Origin of the sequence: Brevundimonas lutea, assembly GCF_003704105.1 — a bacterium.
Taxonomy (GTDB): domain Bacteria; phylum Pseudomonadota; class Alphaproteobacteria; order Caulobacterales; family Caulobacteraceae; genus Brevundimonas; species Brevundimonas lutea.
Genome location: NZ_QUOQ01000003.1, coordinates 1 through 23,431, shown reverse-complemented (window position 1 = coordinate 23,431; position 23,431 = coordinate 1). Strand labels below are relative to the sequence as shown.

19 protein-coding genes are annotated in these 23,431 nt (G+C 69.1%); 3 read left to right on the top strand and 16 right to left on the bottom strand.

The window, feature by feature from the left end:
• Positions 1-78: 78 nt before the first annotated feature.
• From EES48_RS04115 to fabG, 10 genes are all read right to left on the bottom strand, one after another.
• On the bottom strand, positions 79-1,107 hold the full coding sequence (locus tag EES48_RS04115; RefSeq protein ID WP_205679348.1) for an ABC transporter ATP-binding protein: 1,029 nt from the start codon (positions 1,105-1,107) through the stop codon (positions 79-81).
• Complete coding sequence (locus EES48_RS04110) at positions 1,104-2,654, bottom strand: ABC transporter permease (protein WP_122465141.1); 1,551 nt, start codon at positions 2,652-2,654, stop codon at positions 1,104-1,106. The genes EES48_RS04115 and EES48_RS04110 overlap by 4 nt, the downstream gene beginning before the upstream one ends.
• A gap of 65 nt (positions 2,655-2,719) precedes the next feature.
• The gene (locus tag EES48_RS04105; RefSeq protein WP_122465140.1) at positions 2,720-3,781 is read right to left on the bottom strand and encodes an extracellular solute-binding protein; all 1,062 of its coding nucleotides are present in this window, start codon (positions 3,779-3,781) and stop codon (positions 2,720-2,722) included.
• A gap of 92 nt (positions 3,782-3,873) precedes the next feature.
• On the bottom strand, positions 3,874-5,667 hold the full coding sequence (locus tag EES48_RS04100; protein WP_276309584.1) for a monovalent cation:proton antiporter-2 (CPA2) family protein: 1,794 nt from the start codon (positions 5,665-5,667) through the stop codon (positions 3,874-3,876).
• 86 nt (positions 5,668-5,753) lie between these two features.
• Positions 5,754-6,395, bottom strand: a complete 642-nt coding sequence (gene gmk, locus EES48_RS04095) for a guanylate kinase (RefSeq protein WP_122465138.1) — start codon at positions 6,393-6,395, stop codon at positions 5,754-5,756.
• On the bottom strand, positions 6,385-7,266 hold the full coding sequence (locus EES48_RS04090) for a YicC/YloC family endoribonuclease (protein ID WP_122465137.1): 882 nt from the start codon (positions 7,264-7,266) through the stop codon (positions 6,385-6,387). The genes gmk and EES48_RS04090 overlap by 11 nt, the downstream gene beginning before the upstream one ends.
• Positions 7,263-8,429 (bottom strand): endolytic transglycosylase MltG, encoded by a 1,167-nt coding sequence (mltG, locus tag EES48_RS04085; protein ID WP_122465136.1) that lies wholly within the window; start codon positions 8,427-8,429, stop codon positions 7,263-7,265. The genes EES48_RS04090 and mltG overlap by 4 nt, the downstream gene beginning before the upstream one ends.
• Positions 8,426-9,706 (bottom strand): beta-ketoacyl-ACP synthase II, encoded by a 1,281-nt coding sequence (fabF, locus tag EES48_RS04080; RefSeq protein WP_122465676.1) that lies wholly within the window; start codon positions 9,704-9,706, stop codon positions 8,426-8,428. The genes mltG and fabF overlap by 4 nt, the downstream gene beginning before the upstream one ends.
• Before the next feature lie 136 nt (positions 9,707-9,842).
• The gene (locus tag EES48_RS04075) at positions 9,843-10,082 is read right to left on the bottom strand and encodes an acyl carrier protein (RefSeq protein ID WP_021697838.1); all 240 of its coding nucleotides are present in this window, start codon (positions 10,080-10,082) and stop codon (positions 9,843-9,845) included.
• Positions 10,083-10,247: 165 nt separating this feature from the next.
• Positions 10,248-10,988, bottom strand: coding sequence for a 3-oxoacyl-[acyl-carrier-protein] reductase (gene fabG, locus EES48_RS04070; protein ID WP_122465135.1), 741 nt, complete (start codon positions 10,986-10,988; stop codon positions 10,248-10,250).
• Positions 10,989-11,094: 106 nt separating this feature from the next.
• On the opposite strand from fabG, the gene EES48_RS04065 reads away from it, so the two are divergent.
• On the top strand, positions 11,095-12,357 hold the full coding sequence (locus EES48_RS04065) for a serine hydrolase domain-containing protein (RefSeq protein ID WP_122465134.1): 1,263 nt from the start codon (positions 11,095-11,097) through the stop codon (positions 12,355-12,357).
• Positions 12,358-12,506: 149 nt separating this feature from the next.
• Here the strand turns inward: EES48_RS04065 and EES48_RS04060 are convergent, their stop codons facing one another.
• Both EES48_RS04060 and EES48_RS04055 read right to left on the bottom strand, forming a co-directional pair.
• Positions 12,507-13,709, bottom strand: a complete 1,203-nt coding sequence (locus EES48_RS04060; protein WP_122465133.1) for an exo-beta-N-acetylmuramidase NamZ family protein — start codon at positions 13,707-13,709, stop codon at positions 12,507-12,509.
• Complete coding sequence (locus EES48_RS04055; protein ID WP_122465132.1) at positions 13,706-14,536, bottom strand: DOMON-like domain-containing protein; 831 nt, start codon at positions 14,534-14,536, stop codon at positions 13,706-13,708. The genes EES48_RS04060 and EES48_RS04055 overlap by 4 nt, the downstream gene beginning before the upstream one ends.
• A gap of 76 nt (positions 14,537-14,612) precedes the next feature.
• On the opposite strand from EES48_RS04055, the gene tyrS reads away from it, so the two are divergent.
• Both tyrS and EES48_RS04045 read left to right on the top strand, forming a co-directional pair.
• Positions 14,613-15,869 carry a tyrosine--tRNA ligase gene (gene tyrS, locus EES48_RS04050; protein WP_122465131.1) on the top strand — a complete coding sequence of 419 codons (1,257 nt, stop codon included), beginning with the start codon at positions 14,613-14,615 and terminating at the stop codon, positions 15,867-15,869.
• Between the two features lie 63 nt (positions 15,870-15,932).
• On the top strand, positions 15,933-16,199 hold the full coding sequence (locus EES48_RS04045; RefSeq protein ID WP_122465130.1) for a hypothetical protein: 267 nt from the start codon (positions 15,933-15,935) through the stop codon (positions 16,197-16,199).
• Here EES48_RS04045 and EES48_RS04040 read toward each other — a convergent pair.
• The 4 genes from EES48_RS04040 to EES48_RS04025 form a co-directional block, all read right to left on the bottom strand.
• Positions 16,196-19,690, bottom strand: a complete 3,495-nt coding sequence (locus tag EES48_RS04040; protein WP_122465129.1) for a glycosyltransferase — start codon at positions 19,688-19,690, stop codon at positions 16,196-16,198. The two genes, EES48_RS04045 and EES48_RS04040, sit on opposite strands and share 4 nt — an antisense overlap.
• A 52-nt stretch (positions 19,691-19,742) precedes the next feature.
• Complete coding sequence (locus EES48_RS04035) at positions 19,743-20,777, bottom strand: GSCFA domain-containing protein (RefSeq protein WP_122465128.1); 1,035 nt, start codon at positions 20,775-20,777, stop codon at positions 19,743-19,745.
• Positions 20,774-22,681: a hypothetical protein gene (locus EES48_RS04030; protein ID WP_162998009.1), complete on the bottom strand. Its 1,908-nt coding sequence runs from the start codon at positions 22,679-22,681 to the stop codon at positions 20,774-20,776. Before EES48_RS04030 ends, EES48_RS04035 begins: the two co-directional genes overlap by 4 nt.
• A gap of 130 nt (positions 22,682-22,811) precedes the next feature.
• Positions 22,812-23,431 (bottom strand): nucleotide sugar dehydrogenase (locus EES48_RS04025; protein ID WP_276309583.1); only part of this gene is annotated, 620 nt, incomplete at its 5' end.

Sequence of the window (23,431 nt, the reverse complement as noted above, 5' to 3'; positions counted from 1 at the left end):
CCGAGTCGCCGGGTCGCAATCTATCGACCACCGATCCCACGAAGACCAGCCCGGCGGACCCGGCGCGGCGACGTGTCCTCAGCGTTTCGCCGCCAGCACCGCCTCGCGCCCGACCGTCAGGCGGACGGTGATGACCTCGCCCACGGTCGGCGGCGACCCTGTCGCTCGAAACCGCGCCCGCGCCGCGCCGCGCGCCACCGACACCTGATGCTCCGCCCCCAGAAACCGCACCCCCGTCACGCGCGCCTCGACGCCCTCGGCCGCTGGCGTCAGCTGGTCGGAGCGGACAAGGACACTCGCCAGACCCTCAGGGACGCCGTGCGCCTGCACGGGCCCGAACGCCGTCTCCGCCACCCCATCGACGACCGTCGCCTCCAGCACCTGGATCTCCCCAAGCAGTTCTGCCGCCACCGCCGAGACCGGGGCGCGGTAGCAGGCCTCGGGCGTCCCCGTCTGCAGGATGCGCCCGCCGTCCATCAGCGCCAGATCGTCGGCCATCATCAGGGCGTCCTCGGCGTCGTGGGTGACCACCAGCACCGCCGCGCCCTGGGTCCTGAGCACCGTCAGCAGATGGTCCCTCACCTCGCCGCGCAGATGCCGGTCGAGGCCCGAGAACGGTTCGTCCAGCAGGATCACGCCCGGCTCCCGCGCCAGAGCCCGGGCCAGGGCCACGCGCTGCTGCTCACCGCCCGACAACTGATGCGGCCAGGCCGCCGCGCGGTCGGCCAGGTGGACCCGATCCAGCTCGGCCAGAGCCCGCTTGCGTCGCCGCTCGCGCGGCAGATGGCGCAGGCCGAAGGTGACGTTGTCGAGCACGCTCAGATGCGGAAACAGGGCGTAGTCCTGGAACAGCAAGCCGATGCCCCGGTCCTGCGGCGCGACCTGGCGCCCGGGTTCCGACAGCAGCCGGTCGCCCAGATGGATCGAGCCGGCGTCCACCGGCTCAAGCCCGGCGATCTGGCGCAACAGGGTGCTCTTGCCACAGCCCGAGGGTCCGAGCAGCGCCGTGATCCGACCGGGCGTCAGAGTGAGGTCCGCGTCCTCCACCGCCATCCGCCCGCCATAGCGACGGGTCGCCCCCCGCACGGTCAGCACCTCGCCCGTCATGCGTCCGACCCCGGCCGCGAAGCCGCCACCCGGCGGGTCAGCCAGATCACGCCCGGCAGGGCCAGACCGACGATGATCAGCGACGGCCATCCGGCCTGGGGCAGGCGTTCGTCCAGGGCGTAGTTGGAGGCCATGACCGCCAGGGTGTCGAAGTTGAACGGCCTGAGGATCAGGGTCGCGGGCAGTTCCTTGAGCACATCCACCAGTACGATCAAACCGGCCGTGAGCAGCGCGCCCCGCGCCAGCGGCAGCCGCACCGCCCAGGCAGCGCCCAGTTCCGAGCGCCCCAGAGCCCGAGCCGACCGCACCATCGACGGCGTCACCTTGGCCAGGCCGGCCTCGATCGGCTCGACCGCCGCCGCCATCAGTCGGGCGGCATAGGCGTAAATCAGCAGGATCACTCCGGCGCCCAGACCCGTCGTCGCCCCGGGGATCAGGCTCCAGACCAGACCGGCGGGCAGCAGCAGTCCGATCGCCATCACCGCCCCCGGCGTCGCATAGCCCAGCCCAGCCACCCGCGCCGTGACCGGCAGCTTGTCCGCTCCGAGGGCCAGCAGGGTCGCCAAGGCCACGGTTACCACCGCGCCCGTCACGCCCATCAACAGGGTGTTGCGTCCGGCCTCGATCAGGCGTGGCCACTCCGGCCTGACATCGATCGAACTGACCAGCAGCCACCCCATCGGCAGGATCAAAGCGACCGTCAGCAGCAGGACGCAGAAGCCCGTCGCCAGGGCCGCGCGCCATCCCTTGAGGTCCGTCACCGGCAGCGGCCGCCAGCGGGCGCCTGTCGTCTCGAAGCCCCGGCCCTTTCGTCCCCACCGCTCCAGCCACAGCAGCACGGCCGCCGTCGCCATCAGCGGCAGGGCGAACTGGGCCGCCGAGGCGGTCGAGCCATAGACCGACCAGGCCCGCACCACACCAGTGGTCAGGGTCTGGACCGCCAGGAACTGCACCGCGCCGTAGTCGGCCAGGGTCTCCATCACCGCCAGGGCCACGCCCGCCGCCAAGGCCGGCCGAGCCAGCGGCACTGCCACGCGCCACACAGCGCGCGCCGGACTGGCGCCAAGCATCCGCGCGGCCTCCACGGCGCTGACCGACTGGTTCACCAGGGCGGCGCGCATGGCCAGATAGACGTAGGGGTAGAAGGCGCAGCCCAGCACCAGCACCGCGCCGGGGACGGATCGCATCTGGATCGCCAGATCGAACCCCAGCGCGTCCCGCATCCAGAATCTCAGCGGCCCGGCCACGTCCAGCAGGTCGGCATAGGCATAGGCCAGGGCGAAGGCCGGGGCCGCCAGCGGCAGGGCCAGGGCCCAGGCGAACACCCCCCGTCCCGGAAACCGGTGCATCACCACCAGCCACGCCGCGACCGATCCCACGACGGCGGTGACCAACGCCACCAGCGCCGCCAGCACAGCCGAGGTCAGGGCGTAGCGGGCCACGTCCCGCGCGGCGATGTCCGCGCCCGGTCCCGACAGGGCCGCGATCACCACCCCGACCAGAGGCAGCAGCGCCGTCGCCGCCGCCAGCAGGGCCAGCAGCCGCAATGGCGAAGGCCCGCCCCGTCTCGCGACCAGGCGGGCCTCCTTCCTGTTCGTGGCGTCGGTCGCCGTTATCGCCAGCCCGCCGCGCTGATCATCGACTGGGCCTGGGCTTGGTTCTGACCATAGACCGCCACCGACATCGGATGGGCCGTGAAGTCGGCGTAGGCGTCGACCGGGGCTGGCGCGGCCACGTCGGGACTGGCCGGGAACTCGTTATTATACTGCGACACCAGGGTCTGTGCCTCCGGCGACGACAGGAATTCCAGCAGGCGCACGGCGTTGTCGCGGTTCGGCGCATTGGCCGCCACGCCGCCGCCCGAGATGTTCACATGCGAGCCCTGGCCGTCCAGCGACGGGAAGGCCAGCTTGACCGTCTCGGTGACCTCGCGATCACCCGCGTCGTCCCCGTTGGCCAGGCGGATATAGTAATAGCTGTTGGTCAGGGCGACCTCACACACCCCTGCGGCGATGGCCCGGATCTGGTCGCGGTCGCCGCCTTCGGGCGTGCGGGCCAGGTTGGCGACCACCCCCTCCACCCACTGTTGCGTCTTCTCGGGGCCCCAGGCCTCGATCAGGGCGCCCACCAGCGACAGGTTGTAGACGTTGTCGCCCGAGCGGACGCACAACCGGCCGCGGAAGCGCGGCGAGGCCAGTTCCTCATAGGTATCGACCTCCTCGGGCTGCACCTTGGTCGAATCATAGGCCACCACGCGCGCGCGACGCGAGAAGCCGTACCATTCGCCGCCCGGCGCCCGCAGGTTCGCGGGGATGCGGCTGTTCAGGGTCTCGGAGCTGGTCGATTGCAGCAGGCCGGCGTTCTGGGCGCGCCACATCGCGCCCGCGTCGGCGGTCACGAATACGTCGGCGGGGCTGTTGTCCCCCTCGGCCTCCATGCGCGCGATCAGCTGGTCGGCGTTGCCCTCGATCCGGTTGATGCGGATGCCGGTCTGCTCCTCGAACATCTCGTACAGGCGCAGGTCTGCGTCGTAGTGACGGGCCGTATAGAGATTGACCTCGCCTCCCTCCCCGGCCGCGGGCGCGGCGTCGGTGGCCTCGCCCTGCTGACCGCAGGCGGCGACGACGAGGGCCGCCAGGGCGACGAACAGGGACGGGTTCGGACGACGGATCATGGGCTCAGCTCCACTGTTGGTCCGCCACGCCTACAGACGTTGAGAATGTTTCGCAAGAACAGTCGCCGCGGCGGCCTGACGCAGGTGCGTCCTCAGTCCGCCTCTTCCGTAACCACAACGCCCTGACGACGCGGCGTCACATATGGCGCGGGCTGCGGCGTGACCATGTTGCCGCGCATCAGCTGTCGACCCGCCGTCAGGCCGCCGGTCAACTGCAGGTCCAGACGCGCCGCGTCGCGGCGGCGGACATCCTCGATGGTGTCGCGGGCCCGCTCTTCATCAGCGCCCAGTTCGATCAGCACCGCCTCACCGAACTTCAGCGCCGATTCGAACGTCTCACGGATCTGGTAATCGACGCCGGCCTCGATCAGCCGGATCGAGTGGCCCCGATCGAAGGCCCTGGCAAACACCTTGGTCAGTGGGAACTCGGCCTTCATCAGCTCGACGATCCGGTCGGCGACCTCGGGCTTGTCGACGCAGACCAGCACCGCCTCCACCGACCCCGCGCCGGAGGCGTGCAGCACGTCCAGCCGCGAGCCGTCGCCGTAATAGACCTTGAACCCGAACTGGGCCGCCGCCTGGATCATGTCCACGTCGTTCTCGATGATGGAGACCTCGACATCGCGGGCCAGCAGCGGCTGGGACACCACCTGGGCGAACCGGCCGAAGCCGATGATCAGCACCTCGCCCCTCAGGCCGTCCGCCCGCTCCACGTCCACCACGCCGTCCACATCGGGCTCCTCGGCCGGCAGGAACCGTTGCATGACGATCATGGTCAGCGGGGTCAAAGCCATGGACAGGATGACGATCGCGCTCATCACCGACCCGGCCCGGGCGTCGAACACCCCGGCGGTCAGGGCGGCAGCGTAGAGCACGAAGGCGAACTCGCCGCCCTGGGCGAAAAGCACGCTGCGCTCCAGCGCCTCGCGATGGCCGGCCTTGAACAGCCGGGCGATGCCGTAGATGCCCAGGCCCTTGACCACCATGAAGGCCAGCAGACCCGCCAGCACCACGCGCCAGTCGGCGACAACCACGCCAAGATCCAGCGACATGCCCACCGACAGGAAGAACAGGCCCAGCAGGATCGCCCGGAACGGCTCGACATCGGCCTCCAGCTGATGCCGAAAGGTCGAGTCCGACAGCAGCACCCCGGCCAGGAAGGCGCCCATGGCCATCGACAGCCCGCCCATGTCCATGGCCCAGGCCGCCAGCACCACCACCAGCAGGGCCGCGGCCGTCATGGTCTCGCGCCCGCCGTTCTTGGCCAGGAAGCGGAACACTGGGTTGGAGACGTAGCGGCCGGCGATCAGCACCGCGACCAGCACCGCCACCGCCAGGCCCACGGACTGCCACCACGGCGGCGCCGTCTCGCCGGCCGTGCCCATGACGCTGGCCAGTATGGCCACGATCGACAGCAGCGGCACGATGGCCAGGTCTTCCAGCAGCAGGATCGACACCGCCCTCTGGCCCGCCGGGCTGCCGCGCTCACCACGCTCCTCCAGCGTCTGCATGATCACGGCGGTGGAACTGAGCACGAAACCCATCGCGCCGATAAAGGCTACGGGCGCCGACACGCCCGCCGCCATGGCCACAAGGGTCAGCAACAGGCCGCAAGTCATCACCTGAGCCGCGCCCAGGCCGAAGATCTCGCGCCTCAGGCTCCACAGCCGATGCGGCCGCATCTCCAGACCGATAATGAAAAGAAAGATGACCACGCCGAACTCGGCGACGTGCAGGATGGTCTCGGGTTCGGAGAACAGCCTCAGACCGAACGGCCCGATGATCACGCCCGCCGCCAGATAGCCGAGCACAGAGCCAAGCCCCAGCTTGCGGAACACCGGCGCGGCGATAACGCCGGCGCCCAGCAGGGCAGCGACCTGCGCCAATCCGATTGTCGCGCCCGCTTCCGCCATTGTCGCCCCCGTATCCAAGTCTGACTATGGGGGTCCGGGCCCGGAATGGCGAGGGGCGGCTAGACCTTCTCGGCCAACAATGCTTCGCGGTAAGGATCGACCCAGATATTGCGGGCCCTAGTGCTGCGCTCGGCGTGATAGATGTGAGCGAGTTCGGCATAGCTGCGGTCGAAATCGTCGTTGACGAAGATGTAGTCAAAGTCGCCGCAGTGTTCGATCTCGGTCTTGGCGTTGCGGATCCGCCGCTCGATCACCTCCTCGGCGTCCTGGGACCGAGTCACCAGACGGCGACGGAGCTCGGCCAGACTGGGCGGCAGGATGAACACCCGCACCGCGTCACCCGGGCATTTTTCGGCGATGTCGCGGGCGCCCTGCCAGTCGATGTCGAACAGCACGTCGCGACCTTCGGCCAGAGCCCGGTCGATGGGGGCGCGCGGAGAACCGTAGCGCGCGCCGTGGACATTGGCCCACTCCAGGAAGGCGTCGGCCTCCACCAGTCGGTCGAACTCGGCGTCGTCGACGAAATGATAGTCGCGGTCGGCCACTTCGCCCGGACGGATCGGACGCGTGGTCATCGACACGGACAGTTCAAGCCCCCCGTGGTCGGCCATCAGCCGACGGCACAGCGAAGTCTTGCCGGCCCCCGACGGGCTGGCGACGATCAGGAGGACGCCCCGGCGGGGCGTGCGGTCATTCGACATTCTGAATCTGTTCGCGCAACTGTTCGATGGTGGCCTTCAGCTCAAGGCCCACGGCGGTCAGAGCCGTGGTCGCGGACTTGGAGCACAGGGTGTTCGCCTCCCTCATGAACTCCTGCATCAGAAAGTCCAGCTTACGACCGGCGGGAGGCGCGGAAATCAGGGCACGGGCGGCGGCGATATGAGCCCTCAGCCGGTCGATCTCCTCGCGCACGTCGGCGCGCACGGCCAGGGACGCCGCCTCGGTGACGATGCGGTCCTCAAGCCCGTCGGCTTCCGGCGCCAGCTCTCGCATGCGACGGGTGAAGCGCTCGCGGATGGTGTCGGTCTGAGACGCCGCTTCGGTCTCGGCTTGGCCGACCAGGGTCTCGATCCGGTCGATGAAGCCGAGGATGACGGGCCGGAGCGCGGCCCCCTCGCCCTCCCGCGCCGCCTTCAGCGCGTCCAGCGCGGCGGCGATGTCGGCGGCGATCGCGCTTTGCACGGCTGCCAAAGCCTCGGCGTCGTCGGCCTCCTCGGCGACCTCGACCACGCCCCTCAACGACAACAGGCCGTGAGCGCTGGCCGGCGTCGCGCCCGAAGCCTCCAGCTCCCTGGCCAACGCCAGATACTGATCCAACGCCGCGCGATTGATCGCCAGGGCGCCCTGGCCAGCCGTGCGCCTGGCCTGAACCCCTACGGTCAGTTGGCCCCGCGCGAAACGCGCCTGGGCGGCGTCGCGGGCGGCTTTCTCGAGAGCGTCAAAGCCGGGCGGTCCCCGGAACCGCACCTCCAGCGATCGGCCGTTCACCGAGCGCGCCTCGACCGTCCAGCTCCAGTCGCCCGCCGCGCCCTCGGCCCGCCCAAAGCCCGTCATGCCCGAAAGCGCCGTCATTCTCCGGGCTCGATCAGGGTGATTCTGGCACGTCCGGTATTCTCCACCGAGGGAACTGGGCCGGCCGTCTCGTCGACCGACTCGGGCCCGCCCGGCAGCCCAGCCGGCGGCGCGGCGCCCTCGGTGCCTGACCCTGCTGCACGACGCTCGGCCTCGATCTGGCGCCAGCGCGCGACATTGACGAGATGTTCGTCGAACGTGCGCGCGAAGACGTGCCCGCCCGTCCCGTCGGCGACGAAGAAGAACTCGTTCGAGGCTGGCGGATTCAGAACTGCCTCGATCGCCTCGCGGCCCGGATTGGCGATCGGCGTCGGCGGCAGGCCGCCGTTCAGATAGGTGTTCCAGGGCGTGTCGGCCTGTAGTTCCGACAAACGCAGGCCCCGTCCCAGCGGCCGACCCTGACTGACGCCATAGACCACGGTCGGATCGCTCTCCAGCCGCATGCCCTGACGGATCCGGTTGGAAAAGACGGCGGCGACGCGCGGCCGCTCGGCCTGAACCCCGGTTTCCTTCTCGACGATCGAGGCCAGGATCAGCGCCTCCTCCGGCGTGCGGACCACGCTGCGCGGACCTCGCGCGGTCGCCCAGAGCTCGGCAAGGTTCTCCTCCTGGGCCTGCTGCATCCGGCGGATCACCGAGGCGCGCGTTTCACCCCGCGTGACCTCATAGGTTTCGGGCCACAGTGAGCCTTCCTCGGGAATGTCGGCCACCTCGCCGGTCAGCACCGGCTCGTCGTTGAGAATGTCGACCGCCTGGGCCGAGGACCAGCCCTCCGGAATGGTCACGAAGTGACGCACCACCCGGCCGTTGACGAGCATGTCGATGACTCCGGAAAGCGATGCCCGGTCCGGAATTTCATATTCGCCCGCCCGGATGCGCCGATCCGCGCCGGTCAGGGCGACGGCGGCCTTGAACAGGTCGGTGGAACGGATCACCCCCGCCTGGTGCAGTCGCACGCCAATGGCGTCCACGCCCGCGCCAGATGGCAGCACGACAATGGTCTGATCTCCGTCCCGGGCGCTCGGTCCCGGCCCCCAATAGACGATCCACAGCGACGCCAGCGCCACGATGAGGAAGACGCTGACCGTCGCGGTCGCGCCCAGCAGCCAGCCCGCAGGCCCACGTCCGCGCTCGACGCGGTCCCGCCGCCAGAACGGCCTCATGCGACCCGCTTGAAAATGACGGAGGCATTGGTGCCGCCGAAGCCGAAGCTGTTGGACATCGCCACCTCGATCGCCTTGGCCTTGCCCTTGTGTGGGACCAGGTCGATCGCCGTCTCGTGCTCGGGGTCGTCCAGATTGATCGTCGGCGGCGCCATCTGGTCGCGGATGGCCAGGACGGAGAAGATGCTCTCGATCGCCCCGGCGGCGCCCAGCAGGTGCCCCGTCATCGACTTGGTCGAGGAGACAGCCAGATCCCTGGCATGATCCCCGACCAGCCGCTCAATGGCCTTCAGCTCGATCCAGTCGGCCATGGTCGAGGTGCCGTGGGCGTTGACGTAGTCCAGGTCCGACGGCTCCAGCCCAGCGCGCTTCAGGGCCGCCTTCATAGCCCGGAGGCCGCCGTCGCCGTCCTCGGCCGGGGCCGTGATGTGATAGGCGTCGCCGCTCATGCCGTAGCCGACGACCTCGGCGTAGATCTTCGCCCCCCGCGCCTTGGCGTGCTCGTACTCCTCCAGCACCATGATACCGGCGCCCTCACCCATGACGAAGCCCGCGTGGCCACGATCGTAGGGCCGCGACGCCTTCTCCGGCGTGTCGTTGTAGGCGGTGCACAGCGCCTTGCAGGCCAGGAAACCGGCGATGCCGATCGGGACGATGGAGCTCTCCGCCCCACCCGCGACCATGACGTCGGCGTCGTCCAGCGCGATCATCCGGGCTGCATCGCCGATGGCGTGGGCACCGGTGGCGCAGGCGGTGACGACCGAGTGATTGGGCCCCTTCAGGCCGTGACGGATCGAAATCTGGCCCGAAGTCAGGTTGATCAGGGCAGAGGGGATGAAGAAGGGGCTGACCCGGCGCGGGCCCTGTTCCTTCAGGATGATGGCGGTGTCGGCGATGGGACCCAGGCCGCCGATGCCGGAGCCGACCATCACCCCGGTCCGCTCCCGATCCTCGTCACTCTCGGGCTTCCAGCCGGCGTCGGCCAGGGCTTCGTCCGCCGCGGCGATGGCGTAGACGATGAAGTCGTCCACCCGCTTCCTGTCCTTGGGCGACATCACCTTCTCATGGTCGAACACGCCCGGCGTGTCGGGGGCGCCGCCGCCCCGTCCGTCCACCGACGGAATCTCGCCGGCGATGGTGCAGCCATAGCCCTCTGTGTCGAAGGACGTGATCGGCCCGATGCCTGAGCGGCCCTCCAGAATGCCCTTCCAGCTGTGCTCCACGCCCCAGCCTAGCGGGGTCAGAAGGCCTAGGCCGGTGACGACGACACGACGCATGTCGGGGCGCTCCTTCACTGTGAATCGCGGGCGGACAATAGGGGCGGTTTCAGGCCGCCGCTAGGTTTCGGGCCAAAACGAACAACGGCCGCCGGTGCGCCCGGCGGCCGTCGAAAATCCGTTCGGACTGCCGAAATCAGCCGGCGGTCTTCTCGTCGATGAACTTCACGGCGTCGCCGACGGTCTGGATGTGCTCGGCGGCGTCATCCGGGATCTCGATGTCGAATTCTTCCTCGAAGGCCATGACCAGTTCGACGTTGTCGAGCGAGTCGGCGCCCAGGTCGTCGATGAAGCTGGCCTTTTCCGTGACCTTGTCCGGATCGGCGTCCAGGTGGTCGATGACGATCTTGCGGACGCGTTCGAGCGTGTCGGACATTGGTTTCCTGCCTTCTGATAGCCCGAGGGGCCTTCTGATAGTGTCGCAATCGGAACGGCCTTGCCAAGCCCCGGTTGCGTCGCGCTCCCTCTAGCACAGACGTGGCGGGGGAAAAGAGGCGTCACACGGATTGATGATTTGGGCGCGGAAGCGACCTCCGCCGCCTCAGATCATCGCCATGCCGCCGTTCACATGCAGGGTCTGGCCAGTGACATAGGCCGCCTCGTCCGACGACAGATAGACGGCGGCCGCCGCGATCTCGTCGCCCGTGCCCAGGCGGCCCGAGGGAATCTTGCTCAGGATGGCGTCCTTCTGGGCCTCGTTCAGGGCGTCGGTCATGGGCGAGGCGATGAAGCCCGGCGCGATGCAGTTGACCGTGATGCCCCGGCTGCCAACCTCCTGCGCCAGCGATTTGGAGAAGCCGATCATGCCGGCCTTGGAGGCCGAATAGTTGGTCTGTCCCGGATTGCCGGTCACGCCAACCACCGAGGTCACGCCGATGATCCGCCCGGAGCGGCGCTTCATCATCCCCTTCATGGCTGAGCGGGACAGGCGGAAATAGCTCTCCAGATTGATGCGGATCACCTGCTCCCAGTCCTCGTCCTTCATCCGCATCAGCAATCCATCTTTCGTGATGCCGGCATTGGCGACCAGGATGTCCAGAGGCGCCCCGGCGGCCTCCTCGGCCCGTCCGACCAGGCCGTCCACCGATTCGGCGTCCGACAGATTGGCGGCGGCGGCGAAAGCCCGCTCACCCAACTCGCCCGCCAGATCGGCCAGCACCGCCTCGCGCGTGCCGGACAGCACCACATTGGCGCCCTGAGCATGAAGGGCGCGGGCCACCGCCCCACCGATACCGCCGGTCGCGCCGGTCACAAGGGCGGTCTTGCCGGAAAGGTCGAACATAAGAGGGGCTCCGAAGAAGTGGCGGGTTGATCACTGCCTACCGACTCCCGCTCGACATCGCCAGCGCCCGGCGCCAGCGTGCGAACCGCATTATCGGAGCATCCCTATGAGCGCCCTCGCCATCTCCCCCAGCCGTCGGGGTCTTCTGTTCGGAGCGGGCGCGCTGGCGCTCGTCGGGTGCGCCGCCGGTCAGGGACGATGGCTGGACGGACCGCAGGCCGCGCTGCGCTATCCTGCTCTTCAGGGCGTGCTGAACGGCTGGGTCGCCGACGGTCGGCTGTCGGGAGCGGCCATCGGCCTGAGGCATGGCGACGCGCCCGAGGCCTATCTCCACGCCGGGCGGCTGGACTACGACGCCTCCACGGCCCTGGTCGACCGCAACACCCTGTTCCGCATCTACTCCATGACCAAACCGATCACCGGGGTGGGCGCGGCGCTGCTGATCGAGGATGGGCGGCTGGCTCTCGACACGCCGGTCGCCGATCTGGTTCCCGAGATGGGCCGGGTCGAGGTGGCGCGGAACCCGGATCGCGGGCTGGATGGCCGCGCGCCCGCCTCGCCCATGACGGTACGCCATTTGCTGACCCACACGGCGGGCCTGACCTATCACTTCTTCGACGGACCGATCGCCGACGCCTACCGCCGCGCGGGCATTTTCCCCGTCACCGGCTACAGCCTGGCCGAAAAGCCCATCGACGGTCCCAAGGTCCACGACCTGGACGAATTCGGCCGCCGGCTGGGCGAAATCCCGCTGCGCTTCGATCCGGGTACGGAATATCACTATTCCATCGGCCTGGACCTGCTTGGCCTGGTCATCCAGCGCGCCTCAGGGATGAGCTTCCCCGACTTCCTGCAGCGCCGCCTTTTCGACCCCATCGGCATGCGCGACACCCTGTGGAGGATCAGCCGCGCCGATCAGGCCCGGCTGATGGCGCTCTACGACTATTCCGGCGGTCAGCGGGTCGTCCGCGACGACCGCACCAACAGCGCCTATGCCGAACCCGTCTCCCTGTTCGCGGGCGGGGCCGGCCTGATCTCGACGGCCAGCGATTACCTGGCCTTCCTCACCACCCTGCTGGACGACGGCCGCGCCGGATCGGTGCGGGTGATGGCGCCAGATACCGCCCGGCTGATCCGGACCGACATCCTGCCCGAGGGCGTGGAGCCCGAGAACGGCGCCTTCCGCTTCGGCTTCGGCGGCTCGGTCAAGGAGCCTTCCGGGGAATACGGCTGGGGCGGCGCGGCGGGCACGATCGGCTGGATGAACCCCACCACCCGCACGGCGCTCACCGTCATGGTCCAGCACTTCGGCCAGCAGATCGACGTGGACGGGGATGTCCGGCGCGCGCTGGAGCGCGATGTGGGCTGACCTCTCCCTCCCCGTCAGGGGAGGGCAGTCGACGCGAAGCGACGACGGGTGGGAGGGGCCGAAGATCGCTTGCGCCGGAGGCGGACGATTCCTGAGCGCCCCCACCCGGTCGCTTCGCGACCACCCTCCCCCGAGGGGGAGAGAAAGCCTCAGTACAGCAGGTGAGCTCGCCGCTCCTCCAGCCATGCCGTCTCGTCCGGCACTGTCAGCGCATCCAGATCACTGGCCTCGGCGCCCGCATCATCGACCCATTCCCGCAGACCCGGACCGCCGTTGATGACGTCGATGGCGAGACGGCCGAAAGCGTATTCGTAAGGAAAATCGCGCCACAGCGGATAGTCGGGATACAGCCGGCGGATCGCCTTGAAGGCCAGGGCCTGCACCCGCCACGGCCTGAAGCTGTCGTGATCGTAGGCCGGTCCCTCGCAGTGGATCTGCACGCCGTTGCACAGCTGGCCCGCATGCTTGTGGAAGGTCGGCTGGAACCACAGGTCGCGCAGCACGCAGCCGTCCAGCCACTGCGGCGCCAGCGCCCGCATCTCGGCGATCACCTTGCGGGCGTCGATGTCCGGCGCGCCGAACAGTTCCAGCGGGCGGGTGGTGCCGCGCCCCTCGGACAGGGTCGTGCCCTCCAGCATCACCGTGCCGGCATAGGCGCGGGCCATGCTGACGTTGGGCGCATTGGGGCTGGGGTTGATCCACGGCCGCTCCAGCAACGGCCAGCCAAAGCCGGGCGCTTCATCCGGCCGCCAGCCTTCCATCGTGATCACTCGGTAATCCACGTCGATCTTGAAGTGATGGATGAACCACTGCCCCATCTCGCCCAGGGTCATGCCGTGCCGCATCGGCATCGGCCCGGCGCCCACGAAGCTCTCCTGGCCGGGCAAAAGGATCAGGCCCTCGATCGGCCGCCCGGCCGGGTTGGGCCGGTCCAGCACCCAGACCTCCTTGCCGTGCTGGGCGGCCGCTTCCAGCACATAGAGCAGGGTCGTCACGAAGGTGTAGATGCGGCACCCCACGTCCTGCAGGTCGACCAGCAGCACGTCGAACGTCCCCATCCACTGACCGCGCGGTCGCCGGACCTCGCCGTACAGGCTGAAGACGGGGATGCCGTGGACCGCGTCGGTTTCGTCCGGGCTCTCCATCATATTGTCCTGAAGGTCGCCCTTCATGCCGTGCTGCGGCCCGAAGGCGGCGGTCAGGCGGATGTCAGGACAGGCCGCCAGCGCATCCATCGAATGGGTCAGGTCGCCGGTGACCGAGGCCGGATGCCCCAGCAGCGCCACCCGCCGCCCCTCCAGCGCCCGCCGCAGTTCGGGTTCGGTCAGCAGGCGGTCGATGCCGAACTTCATGGATGCTCCGGGGGCAGATCGAGGACGAACGAGTCGCGATGGTGAAAGTCCGGCTTATCGGACGGATGGGCCAGCGCCCAATACGATTTCGAGCCGTCCTTCATCTCGATTACCGCTGACAGGCCCAGGCGGGCAGCGCCGGCAGGCAGATCGATCCAGCCCTCCAGCGCCATCAGGTCCGAGGCGCCGTCCAGACCGTCGATTGTAACGGTCTCGGCGGCCTGGACCATGCCCTCGCGGTAGCTGTCGAAGCGGTAGCTGGCCCACTGCCTGGATGGCGACAGGTTGAATTCCCGATAGCCGTCGTCGGTCAGCACGAAGGCCTCGAAACAGGTGTGCTCCCACAGACCGTCGCGTCGGGCGGGATTGGCCGGGGTAGGCCAGGCGATGCCGTCGACATCGCCCTCGGCCACGAACCGCAGCCACAGGCGGTCGCCGCGCCGCTCGGTCATGGCGGTGAGCTTCAGCGCAAGAGGCCCTCCGAATGCCTTGAGAGCGCATACCGTCGCCCCATGGTTCAGGGCGCGAACCAGACGAAGCAGAAGGTGCTTCCCATCTTCCGACGTGGAGATCAGGCAGGCGTCGCCCCATTCGTTCACGGCGGCGAATGGCTCTCCGGCAATACGGACCGTGGCGCTTGGGCCGTGGTCGTCAATCGCCCAGGAACCGAACTCCGCAAGGGCGATCTGCCGAACCCGGTCGATCTCTTCTGACGCGAACTCCAGAGAAACACCGTCTTGGAGGAACATGACCTTCCCAACCATCCGGGCGTCACCCATCAGAAGCTCCTCCGCAATGATCCGGCAGTCGCGCTTGATGTCCGTCATGCGTTCGTCCCCCTTCGCCGCATGGATCAGCCCGTGCTACACGCCGCCTCCCCGTCCCGCCAGCCACGCCGATCCGATGACCGACCAGCCCGCCTTCGCCTCCGACTTCCTCAAGACGCTTCAGGCGCGCGGCTATATCCATCAGATGACCCATCCGGCCGAGCTGGACGCGGCGGCCGTCGCGGGCGTGGTCACCGGCTACATCGGCTTCGACGCCACGGCGCCCAGCCTGCATGTCGGCAGCCTGATCCAGATCATGATGCTGCGCCGGCTGCAGCAGGCCGGCCATCGCCCCATCGTGGTCATGGGCGGCGGCACCACCAAGGTCGGCGACCCGACCGGCAAGGACGCCTCGCGGCCCCAGCTGACCGACGCCGACATCGCCTCAAACATCGCCTCGATCCGCACGGTGTTCGAGACGTTCCTGACCTTCGGCGATGGACCGACCGACGCCGTCATGATCGACAACGACGACTGGCTGTCGACCTACGGCTATGTCCAGTTCCTGCGCGACTATGGGACCCATTTCACCGTCAACCGCATGCTGAGCTTCGACTCGGTCAAGCTGCGCCTTGAGCGCGAGCAGCCGATGACCTTCCTGGAGTTCAACTACATGCTGATGCAGTCCGTGGACTTCCTGGAGCTGAACCGCCGGCTGAACGTGACCCTGCAGATGGGCGGGTCGGACCAGTGGGGGAACATCACCTCCGGCGTCGATCTGGTGCGCCGGGTGGATCAGAAGGCCGCCTTCGGCCTGACCACGCCGCTGCTGACCACCGCCTCCGGCGGCAAGATGGGCAAGACGGCCCAGGGCGCCATCTGGCTGAACGCAGACCAGCTCAGCCCCTACGACTACTGGCAGTTCTGGCGGAACGTCGACGACGCCGACGTGGGCCGGTTCCTGCGCCTGTTCACCGACCTGTCGCTGGACGAGATCGCGGCGTTGGAGGCGCTCGAGGGCGCGGCCATCAACGACGCCAAGAAGGCCCTGGCCGACGCGGCCACCACCATGCTGCACGGCGCGGAAGAGGCCACCAAGGCGCGCGCCGCGGCGGAGAAGGCGTTCGAGCAGGGTCAAGTGTCGTCCGACCTGCCGACCGTCGAGCTGCCGCGTGGTGAGGTGATCGGGGCGATGATCGCCGCCGTCGCCACCCGCGCCGGCCTGACCGCCTCCAACGGCGAGGCGCGCCGTCTGGCGCAAGGCGGCGGGCTGAAGCTGAACGACACGGCCGTGACCGATGGCGCGCAGAACCTGGTCGAGGAAGACGTGCGCAACGGAGTAATAAAGCTGGCCGCCGGCAAGAAGAAGATCGTGCTGGTCCGGCCGGTCTGAACCGCCTTGCCCCGGCCGCACTCCTCGCCCAGGCTCGGGTGATTCCCCACACCGGACCCCGCCATGCGCCCTGCCCGCCTTCTTGCTCTGACAGCCGCGATCGGCGCTTGCCTGCTGCTTCAGGGCTGCCTGGTGGGGACGGCGGTCGGCGTCACCGGCGCGGTGGTCGGCACCGGGGTCAAGGCGACCGGCGCGGTGCTGGGCGCCGGTGTCGACGCCGTGACCACCTCCGACGAAGAAACCAAACTCAAGCGTGAGCGAGAGCAGCGCGCCTGGGAGCGCGAACAGCGCCGGTGTGAAGAAGCTCAACGGCGCGGCCGCGACTGCTAGGCGGTCACGCCCAAGGCTTTCAGTCGCTCAATGTGGACGGGATGGCCATAGGAGACCGCGAACGCCAGCCCCGCGCGGCTGCGCGCCTCGTAACGATCGGCATCCGCCGTCAGGGACTCGACCATCCCCCTGACATCCTCGGCTCGCCCATAGAGGCTGGCGTCGCCGAACACGGGCTGGAAGCGTTCCGGTAGGATGGTCGGCACGCCCGCCGCCATGGCCTCAAGGATCGCGCGCCCGAACGCCTCCTCCAGCGTCGGATCGGGGAAATAGACGAACACATCCAGCCCCGCGAGATAGTCGGCCACGCCGATCGAGTCGAAGGGATGGACCTGCCACCCCGCGGGTCGCCGGCCGATGACCGCCTCCGCTACCTCGGCCCCGCCCAGGATGCTGACCCGCAACGACCCGTCGTCGGGATAGGCGGCCAGTAGCTGCGCCGGGTCCATCGGCCACTTGCCCGGAAAGTCCCGCCCGTGACGGCCGATCACCGGCGGCTGGTTACCGCTCGGTCGCCGCGCCTGCCCGGCCCAACCGGACAGATCGACCACATTGATCCAGTCCTCGGACGCTAGGTCGACCTGGGCGGCATAGGGCAGCATGGCGCCCCGCACCGCCGGACCGATGGGTCGCCACACCGGCCGCGCGCCGAACATCCGCTGAACCACCGCATCCACCTCGGCGGGTTCATAGATCAGTTCCCCGCCGATCAGCCCCCGCCACGGCGTCTGGTTGACGATCACCGAGGTCGATCCCGCCGTCACCCGCGCCACGGCGCTGTTGAAATTGGCGGCCGCCGGCGGCCAGCGCACGATCAGGGTGCCGGCCTCGACCGCCTGCTCCGAGGTCAGCAGATGCACCCCCTCGTAGTCGATCAGATCGAGAATCTTGTCCGAGATCGGCGTCCTGGCGCGCAGGATCGGCGAGTCCAGCTGGATCAGGCCGGTGCTTAGCCCGGCCCGCGCCTGGGCCACGATCTCCTGAACGTTCGATGCTGTCGTGCCGCCCGACAGTCGAAAGTCGGACGCCAGCACGACGTCCAGGCGTTCCGGCGCCGCCCGCCCGCGCACCACCGCCGGGCGAGGGAACCTTGAGCCGGCCCCGCGCTCCATGCGGCCATCATGGTCGTCACGCCGGTGCCAGGCCTCGAATTGCGTTCGGTAGGCGGTGCGCGCCGACTGGCCCCGCGCGGCCAGACCCAGGGTCGCGTGCCCGGTCAGGCTGGTGGCCGACTGGCGCACGATGGCCAGCGGCCCGGCATCCAGCTTGGCGATAGTCTCGCGCCCGAACCGCCGGCGCAGCCGCGCCACATACTCACCGTCCGCCCCGAACCGCGCCTCGTCCCAGAAGCCGACGGCCTCCAACGCCTGCTGGCGCCGGAATAGCACCGAGGAGAAATTCCAGCGGAAGCCGCTCACGCCCCCCGACCGGCTGGCGAAGCGCAGATCGGGGGTAGCCGTCACGCAGCGGCTCATGTTTCCGATCGCCTCGGGCTGATCCAGCAGCGCCGCCACTTGCCGCTCCAGCCGCTGCGGATGAGCCCAGTCGTCCGAGTCGTGACAGGTCACGAACACGCCGCGCGCCTCCGCCAGCCCATGATTTCGGCTGACGTATGGGCCGCCGTTCGCGGCGTTCCGCAGCAAGCGGATGCGCGGCTCGCTCTCGGCCAGCCGTTCGGCCACCGCCCAGCTGCCGTCGGGTGAGGCGTCATCGACGACCAGCAACTCCCAGTCCAGCCAGCTCTGGCGCTGGATCGAGCGGATCGCGGTCTCCAGCGTCGCCTCGGCGTTCCACACCGGCATGATCACCGACACCAGCGGTCCGCCCGCGGCCGCCGGCGCGTCCGCGTCGATGTGATCCAGGTCCAGCGGCCCGCCCTCGACCACCCGCAGCGACGCCAGATCGTAGGGTGAGAACAGCCGATTGATGACGACCAGACGGTCCTGGTCCGACGCGCGCCGCGCATGCAGGAGATTGGCCTCGGCCAGCGTCAGATTGGCCGACGACATCGGCGCCGCCTCCAGCGCGGCCCGGGCCTCGTCGAGCCGGCCCATGTCGGTCAGCAGCCGCACCTTGAGGGGCTCCAGCCCCGGCCGCGTCGCCCCTCGCGCCTGGATCGCCTCCAGATGCGTCAGAGCCTCGGGCCAGCCCTGAGGCCCCTGCGCCAGCGCCAGGCCCGCAAGCGCCCACGCCGCCTGAACCGCCGCCTCCGCATCCTCGCTGTTCGACCCGATCAGCCTGAGTTCGGCGGTCGCTCGCTCGTCGAGGCCCTTGTCGGCATAGCGCAGCCAGTGATCCACTCGACGCCGCGCCCGCTCCGCCGCGCGGGTGCTGGTCTGTCCTTCGGACCATCCGCTCGCCATAGATCCGAGCTCATAGGCCGCCAGCCCGGTCTCCGCCGCCAGCCGTCGCCAGCGCTCCTTGTCCTCACCCGTCGTCAGTTCCACCAGCCGCCGCAGGTGCGGGGCGGCGTCGCCGAACCGCCCCTCTTGGCGCAGGCGTTCGGCCAGACGGGTGCGGATCACGATGTTTCGCGGATGGCTTTCCGCGAAGGCGGTCAGCACCCGCTCCGCCTCGGTCCGATAGCCGCGGCGGTCGAGCACGGAGGCCAGGCGTTCGGCGGCGCTGGTCGCCTCCGTGCGCCGCAGCACCGCCGTCCATCGTTCGGCCGCCTGTTCCAGATCCAGTCGCTGCTCGGCCAGCCGCGCCCATTCGGTCAGCGCGCCGAGATGAGTGGTGTCAGCCTCGAACAACCGACTGAACGCGGCCTCGCCGTCTTCGAGCCGACCGGACCGCCGCAGGGCGCTGACCAACCGGCGTGGATCGTCGCCACGCAGTCCGCGGCGCGCTTCCAGCGCCAGATACAGGTCGGCGGCCTGATTGAAATCGCGCTCCTGCCACGCCAGCCGCGCGCGCAGTCGCGGCAGGCGTGGGTCACGCGGCTGAATGATCTCCGCCTCCCGAGCCGCCTCGCGCGCGGCGGGGAAGTCCTCGCGTTTCAGCGCCCGGATCATCCGCGCCACGCTGCCGACCGCGACTGTTTCGACACCCAGGGTCAGAGCCTCGACCCGGCCCTGGCCCCCCAGTTGCAGGATCAGCGAGGCGCGGGCGCCCTGGGCCGGGGCCGGGAACCGCGCATAGGGGCGCGCGGCGTGAAACCCGGACTTGCGTCGGTCCAGCGCCACGCCGGCGGCGTCGAAATACTGGACCCACAGCTGGCACTCTGGCGGCAGACCTTCCGCCCCCGCGATGGCGTCGATCCGGACGATGCCACCCGCCGGCACGTCGAACAGGGTGGCCTCCGGGGGCGCCGCCGCATCATCCGCCAGACCCGCCGCCAGCAGATAGCGACGCTCGCCGGCCTCCAGGTCGAAGCTTAGCCTGTCTGACTCCAGCTGAACGCGCTCGCCCAGCGGACGCCGAAAGCGCCACGCGAAGGTGTCTCGGCCGACCGCCGTCTCGAGAATGGCCACCAGGGGCGATGCCGTCATGGGCGCGTCGATGCCTGCCGACAGCCGCCGTGGCAAGCCGCTCTGCGCCCGGTCATTCCCGGTCCAGGGCCTCTTCGTCGCAGATCATTTCGCCGTCCTCATCCGCGACCGCCCGACCCGGCTCCGGAAACTGTTTCGCGAGATCGCCGACGAAGAACTGCCGCATCACCGACTGCACCCCGAACAGGTTCACGTTCCTGAGGTCGGGATCGAAGAACATGGCCCGGGACGGGTGCCCCGCCACGATCTCATAGGAGGGGAAGTAGCCGACGTGTTCATGGTCTGCGGCCAGGTCGCCCGCGACGGCCCGCAGCACGGACTTGGAGTAGAGGGTGGCGGGCAGGACGTGATCCTCCGACGCCGTCGCCACCAGCGGCACGGGCGAGACGGTGAACAGCACCCGCGCGCCCGGATTCACCTGCTTCAGCCCCGCGATAAAGGCGGTCAGGTCGGCCATGATCTCGGGGTAGCGCAAGTTGCGGAAAACGTGCGCCTGCGGATCATACCGCCCCGCGATCGCGCCCGGCGCGCTGGGATAGGCCGTGCCGTCCGCACGGCTCTCCCAGGTTTCGGTCAGTCCCAAGGTGAAGACAAACAGGTCCAGCGTTTCGAACATCCGCCGAACGGCGGCCAGATGTCGCTCCCGCAACCGCGCCACCGTCTCGGCGCTGTCCTGCCCGACCGGATCGACGCTGGGCCTCAGCGCATCGAAGAACCGGCCGTTCCGCTCCCACACCCCGTCCGCCGGAGACCGTCTGCCGAAGCATTCCTCGAACAGCTGGATCAGCTGTCGTGAGGTGTAGATGTTGCCGTAGCGACAGGAATAGACGCCAAAGCCGAACCGTCGGGCCTCTTCTTCGGAGACGAAGACCTCCGGCGCGGTCTCACAGTCCATGAAGGCCGCCCCCCGCGCCGACAGCTGGCGACCGATATGTTGGGCGAAGCAGCTGCCGGCTGTGGCGATCCGGTCGCTCCTTTCCAGGGCGATGGGGACCCACAGGTCCGCGAGATCGGCGATGTGCCGGTCGCCGACCGCGCGCTTCCAGAAATTCCGCTGCGGCAGGTCGCGATAGGGATGGTCGCTCACTCGGGTCGCTCCTGATCGTCCAGCATCGCTGCGGCGATGGCGTCTGCCAGCGAGATGTCTGCCGCCGCGTGTTCGGACCGCGCCCCTGTGACGGCCGGCCGGGCCGCGCCGCCGCTGGTCAGTCGATAGTGGATGTCGTTGATCTCGCCTGCATCGACCGCCTTCGCCAGCAAGGCCGCGCGCACCCACGGCAGATAGGCCGAAGCCGGCGCCGAGCCGCTGTGCCGCGGAATGCCCCAATAGCCGATGTCCAGGATCGGCCCGTCGCCTTGCCCCCGCAGCCCGCGCAGGAAGGCCGGGAACTGCGTCGTCATGTGCCGGCGGTCGCCGCGCGACTGCACATAGATCACCAGGCTGTGGTTCGAGCGGGCGTAGAGTGAACCGATATGCAGGGCGACCTTTTCGGCCAGACTGGGAAAGTCCATCGCGTCGGGCCAGGCCTTGGTTCGCAGCGCCTCGGTGGAGCTGGCGATATAATGGCGCAGATCGGTCTGCGGATTGGCTGCCACCGCCACGCTGCCGGGGTCGCTCCAGGCGTAGAACAGGGCCGCGAACCCGCCGGACGATCCGCCGACATAGACCCGGCGCTCCGCGCCCAGCGCCTCGGCCAGCCGCGCAATCAGCCTGGGCAGAATATCCTGCAGCGGCGCCGTCTGGGTTCCCAAATACCACCCCGCCGCCAACTGCGGGTCGGCCAGCAGGGTGGTGTCGGTGATCGACACCTGATGCGCCGGGGGCAGGTCCGGCAGCAGGCCGGCGAAATGCGGCCAAGCCCGCGTTTCCCGATCCATGGCTCCGTGGAACAGGATCACCAGAGCCTTGGCGCCGGGCGTACGGCGCAGGCGCACGGGCACGACGATGTCCTCGAACGCGATGTCGTAATAACCGTCGTCGGTGACCGCCTGATCGATCGTGACCCTGGGCCGCGGACCGGGGGCGCCGTCCGCGTCGCCCTCTCCTACCCGGCGCTGCGCCGCGCGGGCCCGCGCGCTCCAGCGTTCGGCCTCTTCCGGCCTTTGCACGGCGAGCTCCCTGAACGCCCCCGCCGCTTCCTCGGCGCGATCCGACCGCATCAGGAGTTCGGCCAGGACAGCGCGGACGGGCGAGGCGGGGTCATCCGCCAGCGCCCGGACCAGCGCCGCCTCCGCATCGTCTCTGCCCGTGCTTTCGATGAGCCTCCCTGCCACGCTCGCCGCCCGTCGTGCGTCGGCCGCGATCAACCGCGCCCATCGGTCCATGGCGTGTGGCCAACGGCGGGCGTCCTCGGCGACGCGCGCGTGCTCGTCCAGCAGATCGAGGTCCTGCGCCGCGTCGGCGCCCCACCGTTCAACATCGGCATCGGCCAGATCATGCTGCCCCGCCCGACGCCGCGCGGCGATCAGCCGATGGCGCTCCCCGACGGCCAGATCCCCCCGAGCCTCCAGCGCCGCCCAACCCTCGGCGGCGCCGAGATGATCTCCGGCCAGCTCCGCGACGCGGATGGGCGCGCGCTCCACGCCAGGAAGATGCGGCGTGACGCGTCTCAGGGCCTCCAGCGCCAAAGCGGCCGCGCCGGCGTCCCTGTCGGCTAGCGCAGTGTCGAGGGCTCGCGGCCCGCGCTCGCCAACGTCGATGCCGAGGATCACCTCATCCTGACCGAATCCGCTGCAGACCAAGCCCAGCGTGGCGACGGCCGCTGCTTCCGGAACGCGAAATCGACGCAGCGGACGCGTGCCGTCGATTGGCCGCACATGCTGTTCGACGGCATGGCCATCGGCGTCCCAAAATCTGAGAAGGAGCCGCAGGCGCTCAGGCGGCGGCGCTTCCGACAACAGATCGATGGTGACCCGCTCTCCGGGGGTCACGGCGGCGAAAGGATCGTCGACGCCCAAGGCGAGCGAAATAGCGATGTCCCCGTCTCTCAACGCGAGATTCGGTTCCTCGGCGAGCGTCCGCTTCGGCGTGACGTCCCCGTCCAGCGTGCGCAAGGTGACACGGGGGAGATCATGGTCTGAAACTGCGCTCAGGCTCCAGGCTCCCTCGGCGAATGACGGATCAGGCGGCGGCCACGGTGTCGCCGCGAAGTCCACGTTGCGCGCAGGCGTTGCGGGTGTCCAGCACCAGGGGCGCGTGGGCAACCAGCGCGGCGTAGTCGATCGCATCGTGATCCGTCACGATGATGGCGGCGTCGCACGCCGGCCAGGGTTCCGAGGCCGCATAGGCCCCGTGACGCGGATGGGTCGAGGCGCGCACCGAACTTACATGCGGATCGACGAAGCGGAGGTCGGCGCCCCGCTCCTCCAGCAGCTCCAGCATCTTCAGCGCCGGGCTTTCCCGCACGTCGGCGACGTTCTTCTTGTAGGCCACGCCCACCAGCAGGATGCGCGCGCCGTTCAGCCCCTTGGCGAAGCGCGCATCCAGCTCCTCGGCCAGGCGCTGCACCACATAGCGCGGCATCGCCGTGTTGATCTGTCCGGCTAGCTCGATGAACCGCGTGGCTAGATCGTACTCCCGCGCCTTCCATGTCAGATAGAAGGGGTCGATCGGAATGCAGTGGCCGCCCAGTCCGGGGCCCGGATAGAAGGGCATGAAGCCGAACGGCTTGGTCTTGGCGGCGTCGATCACCTCCCAGACGTCGATGCCCATCTCGCTGAAGACCATCTTTAGTTCGTTCA

Bases quoted from the DNA above. Each gene is read 5' to 3' on its own strand.
- EES48_RS04115 (WP_205679348.1), bottom strand. From the start codon at position 1,107: ATGACGGGCGAGGTGCTGACCGTGCGGGGGGCGACCCGTCGCTATGGC.
- EES48_RS04105 (WP_122465140.1), bottom strand. From the start codon at position 3,781: ATGATCCGTCGTCCGAACCCGTCCCTGTTCGTCGCCCTGGCGGCCCTC.
- gmk (WP_122465138.1), bottom strand. From the start codon at position 6,395: ATGTCGAATGACCGCACGCCCCGCCGGGGCGTCCTCCTGATCGTCGCC.
- EES48_RS04090 (WP_122465137.1), bottom strand. From the start codon at position 7,266: ATGACGGCGCTTTCGGGCATGACGGGCTTTGGGCGGGCCGAGGGCGCG.
- mltG (WP_122465136.1), bottom strand. From the start codon at position 8,429: ATGAGGCCGTTCTGGCGGCGGGACCGCGTCGAGCGCGGACGTGGGCCT.
- fabF (WP_122465676.1), bottom strand. From the start codon at position 9,706: ATGCGTCGTGTCGTCGTCACCGGCCTAGGCCTTCTGACCCCGCTAGGC.
- EES48_RS04075 (WP_021697838.1), bottom strand. From the start codon at position 10,082: ATGTCCGACACGCTCGAACGCGTCCGCAAGATCGTCATCGACCACCTG.
- fabG (WP_122465135.1), bottom strand. From the start codon at position 10,988: ATGTTCGACCTTTCCGGCAAGACCGCCCTTGTGACCGGCGCGACCGGC.
- EES48_RS04065 (WP_122465134.1), top strand. From the start codon at position 11,095: ATGAGCGCCCTCGCCATCTCCCCCAGCCGTCGGGGTCTTCTGTTCGGA.
- EES48_RS04060 (WP_122465133.1), bottom strand. From the start codon at position 13,709: ATGAAGTTCGGCATCGACCGCCTGCTGACCGAACCCGAACTGCGGCGG.
- EES48_RS04055 (WP_122465132.1), bottom strand. From the start codon at position 14,536: ATGACGGACATCAAGCGCGACTGCCGGATCATTGCGGAGGAGCTTCTG.
- tyrS (WP_122465131.1), top strand. From the start codon at position 14,613: ATGACCGACCAGCCCGCCTTCGCCTCCGACTTCCTCAAGACGCTTCAG.
- EES48_RS04045 (WP_122465130.1), top strand. From the start codon at position 15,933: ATGCGCCCTGCCCGCCTTCTTGCTCTGACAGCCGCGATCGGCGCTTGC.
- EES48_RS04040 (WP_122465129.1), bottom strand. From the start codon at position 19,690: ATGACGGCATCGCCCCTGGTGGCCATTCTCGAGACGGCGGTCGGCCGA.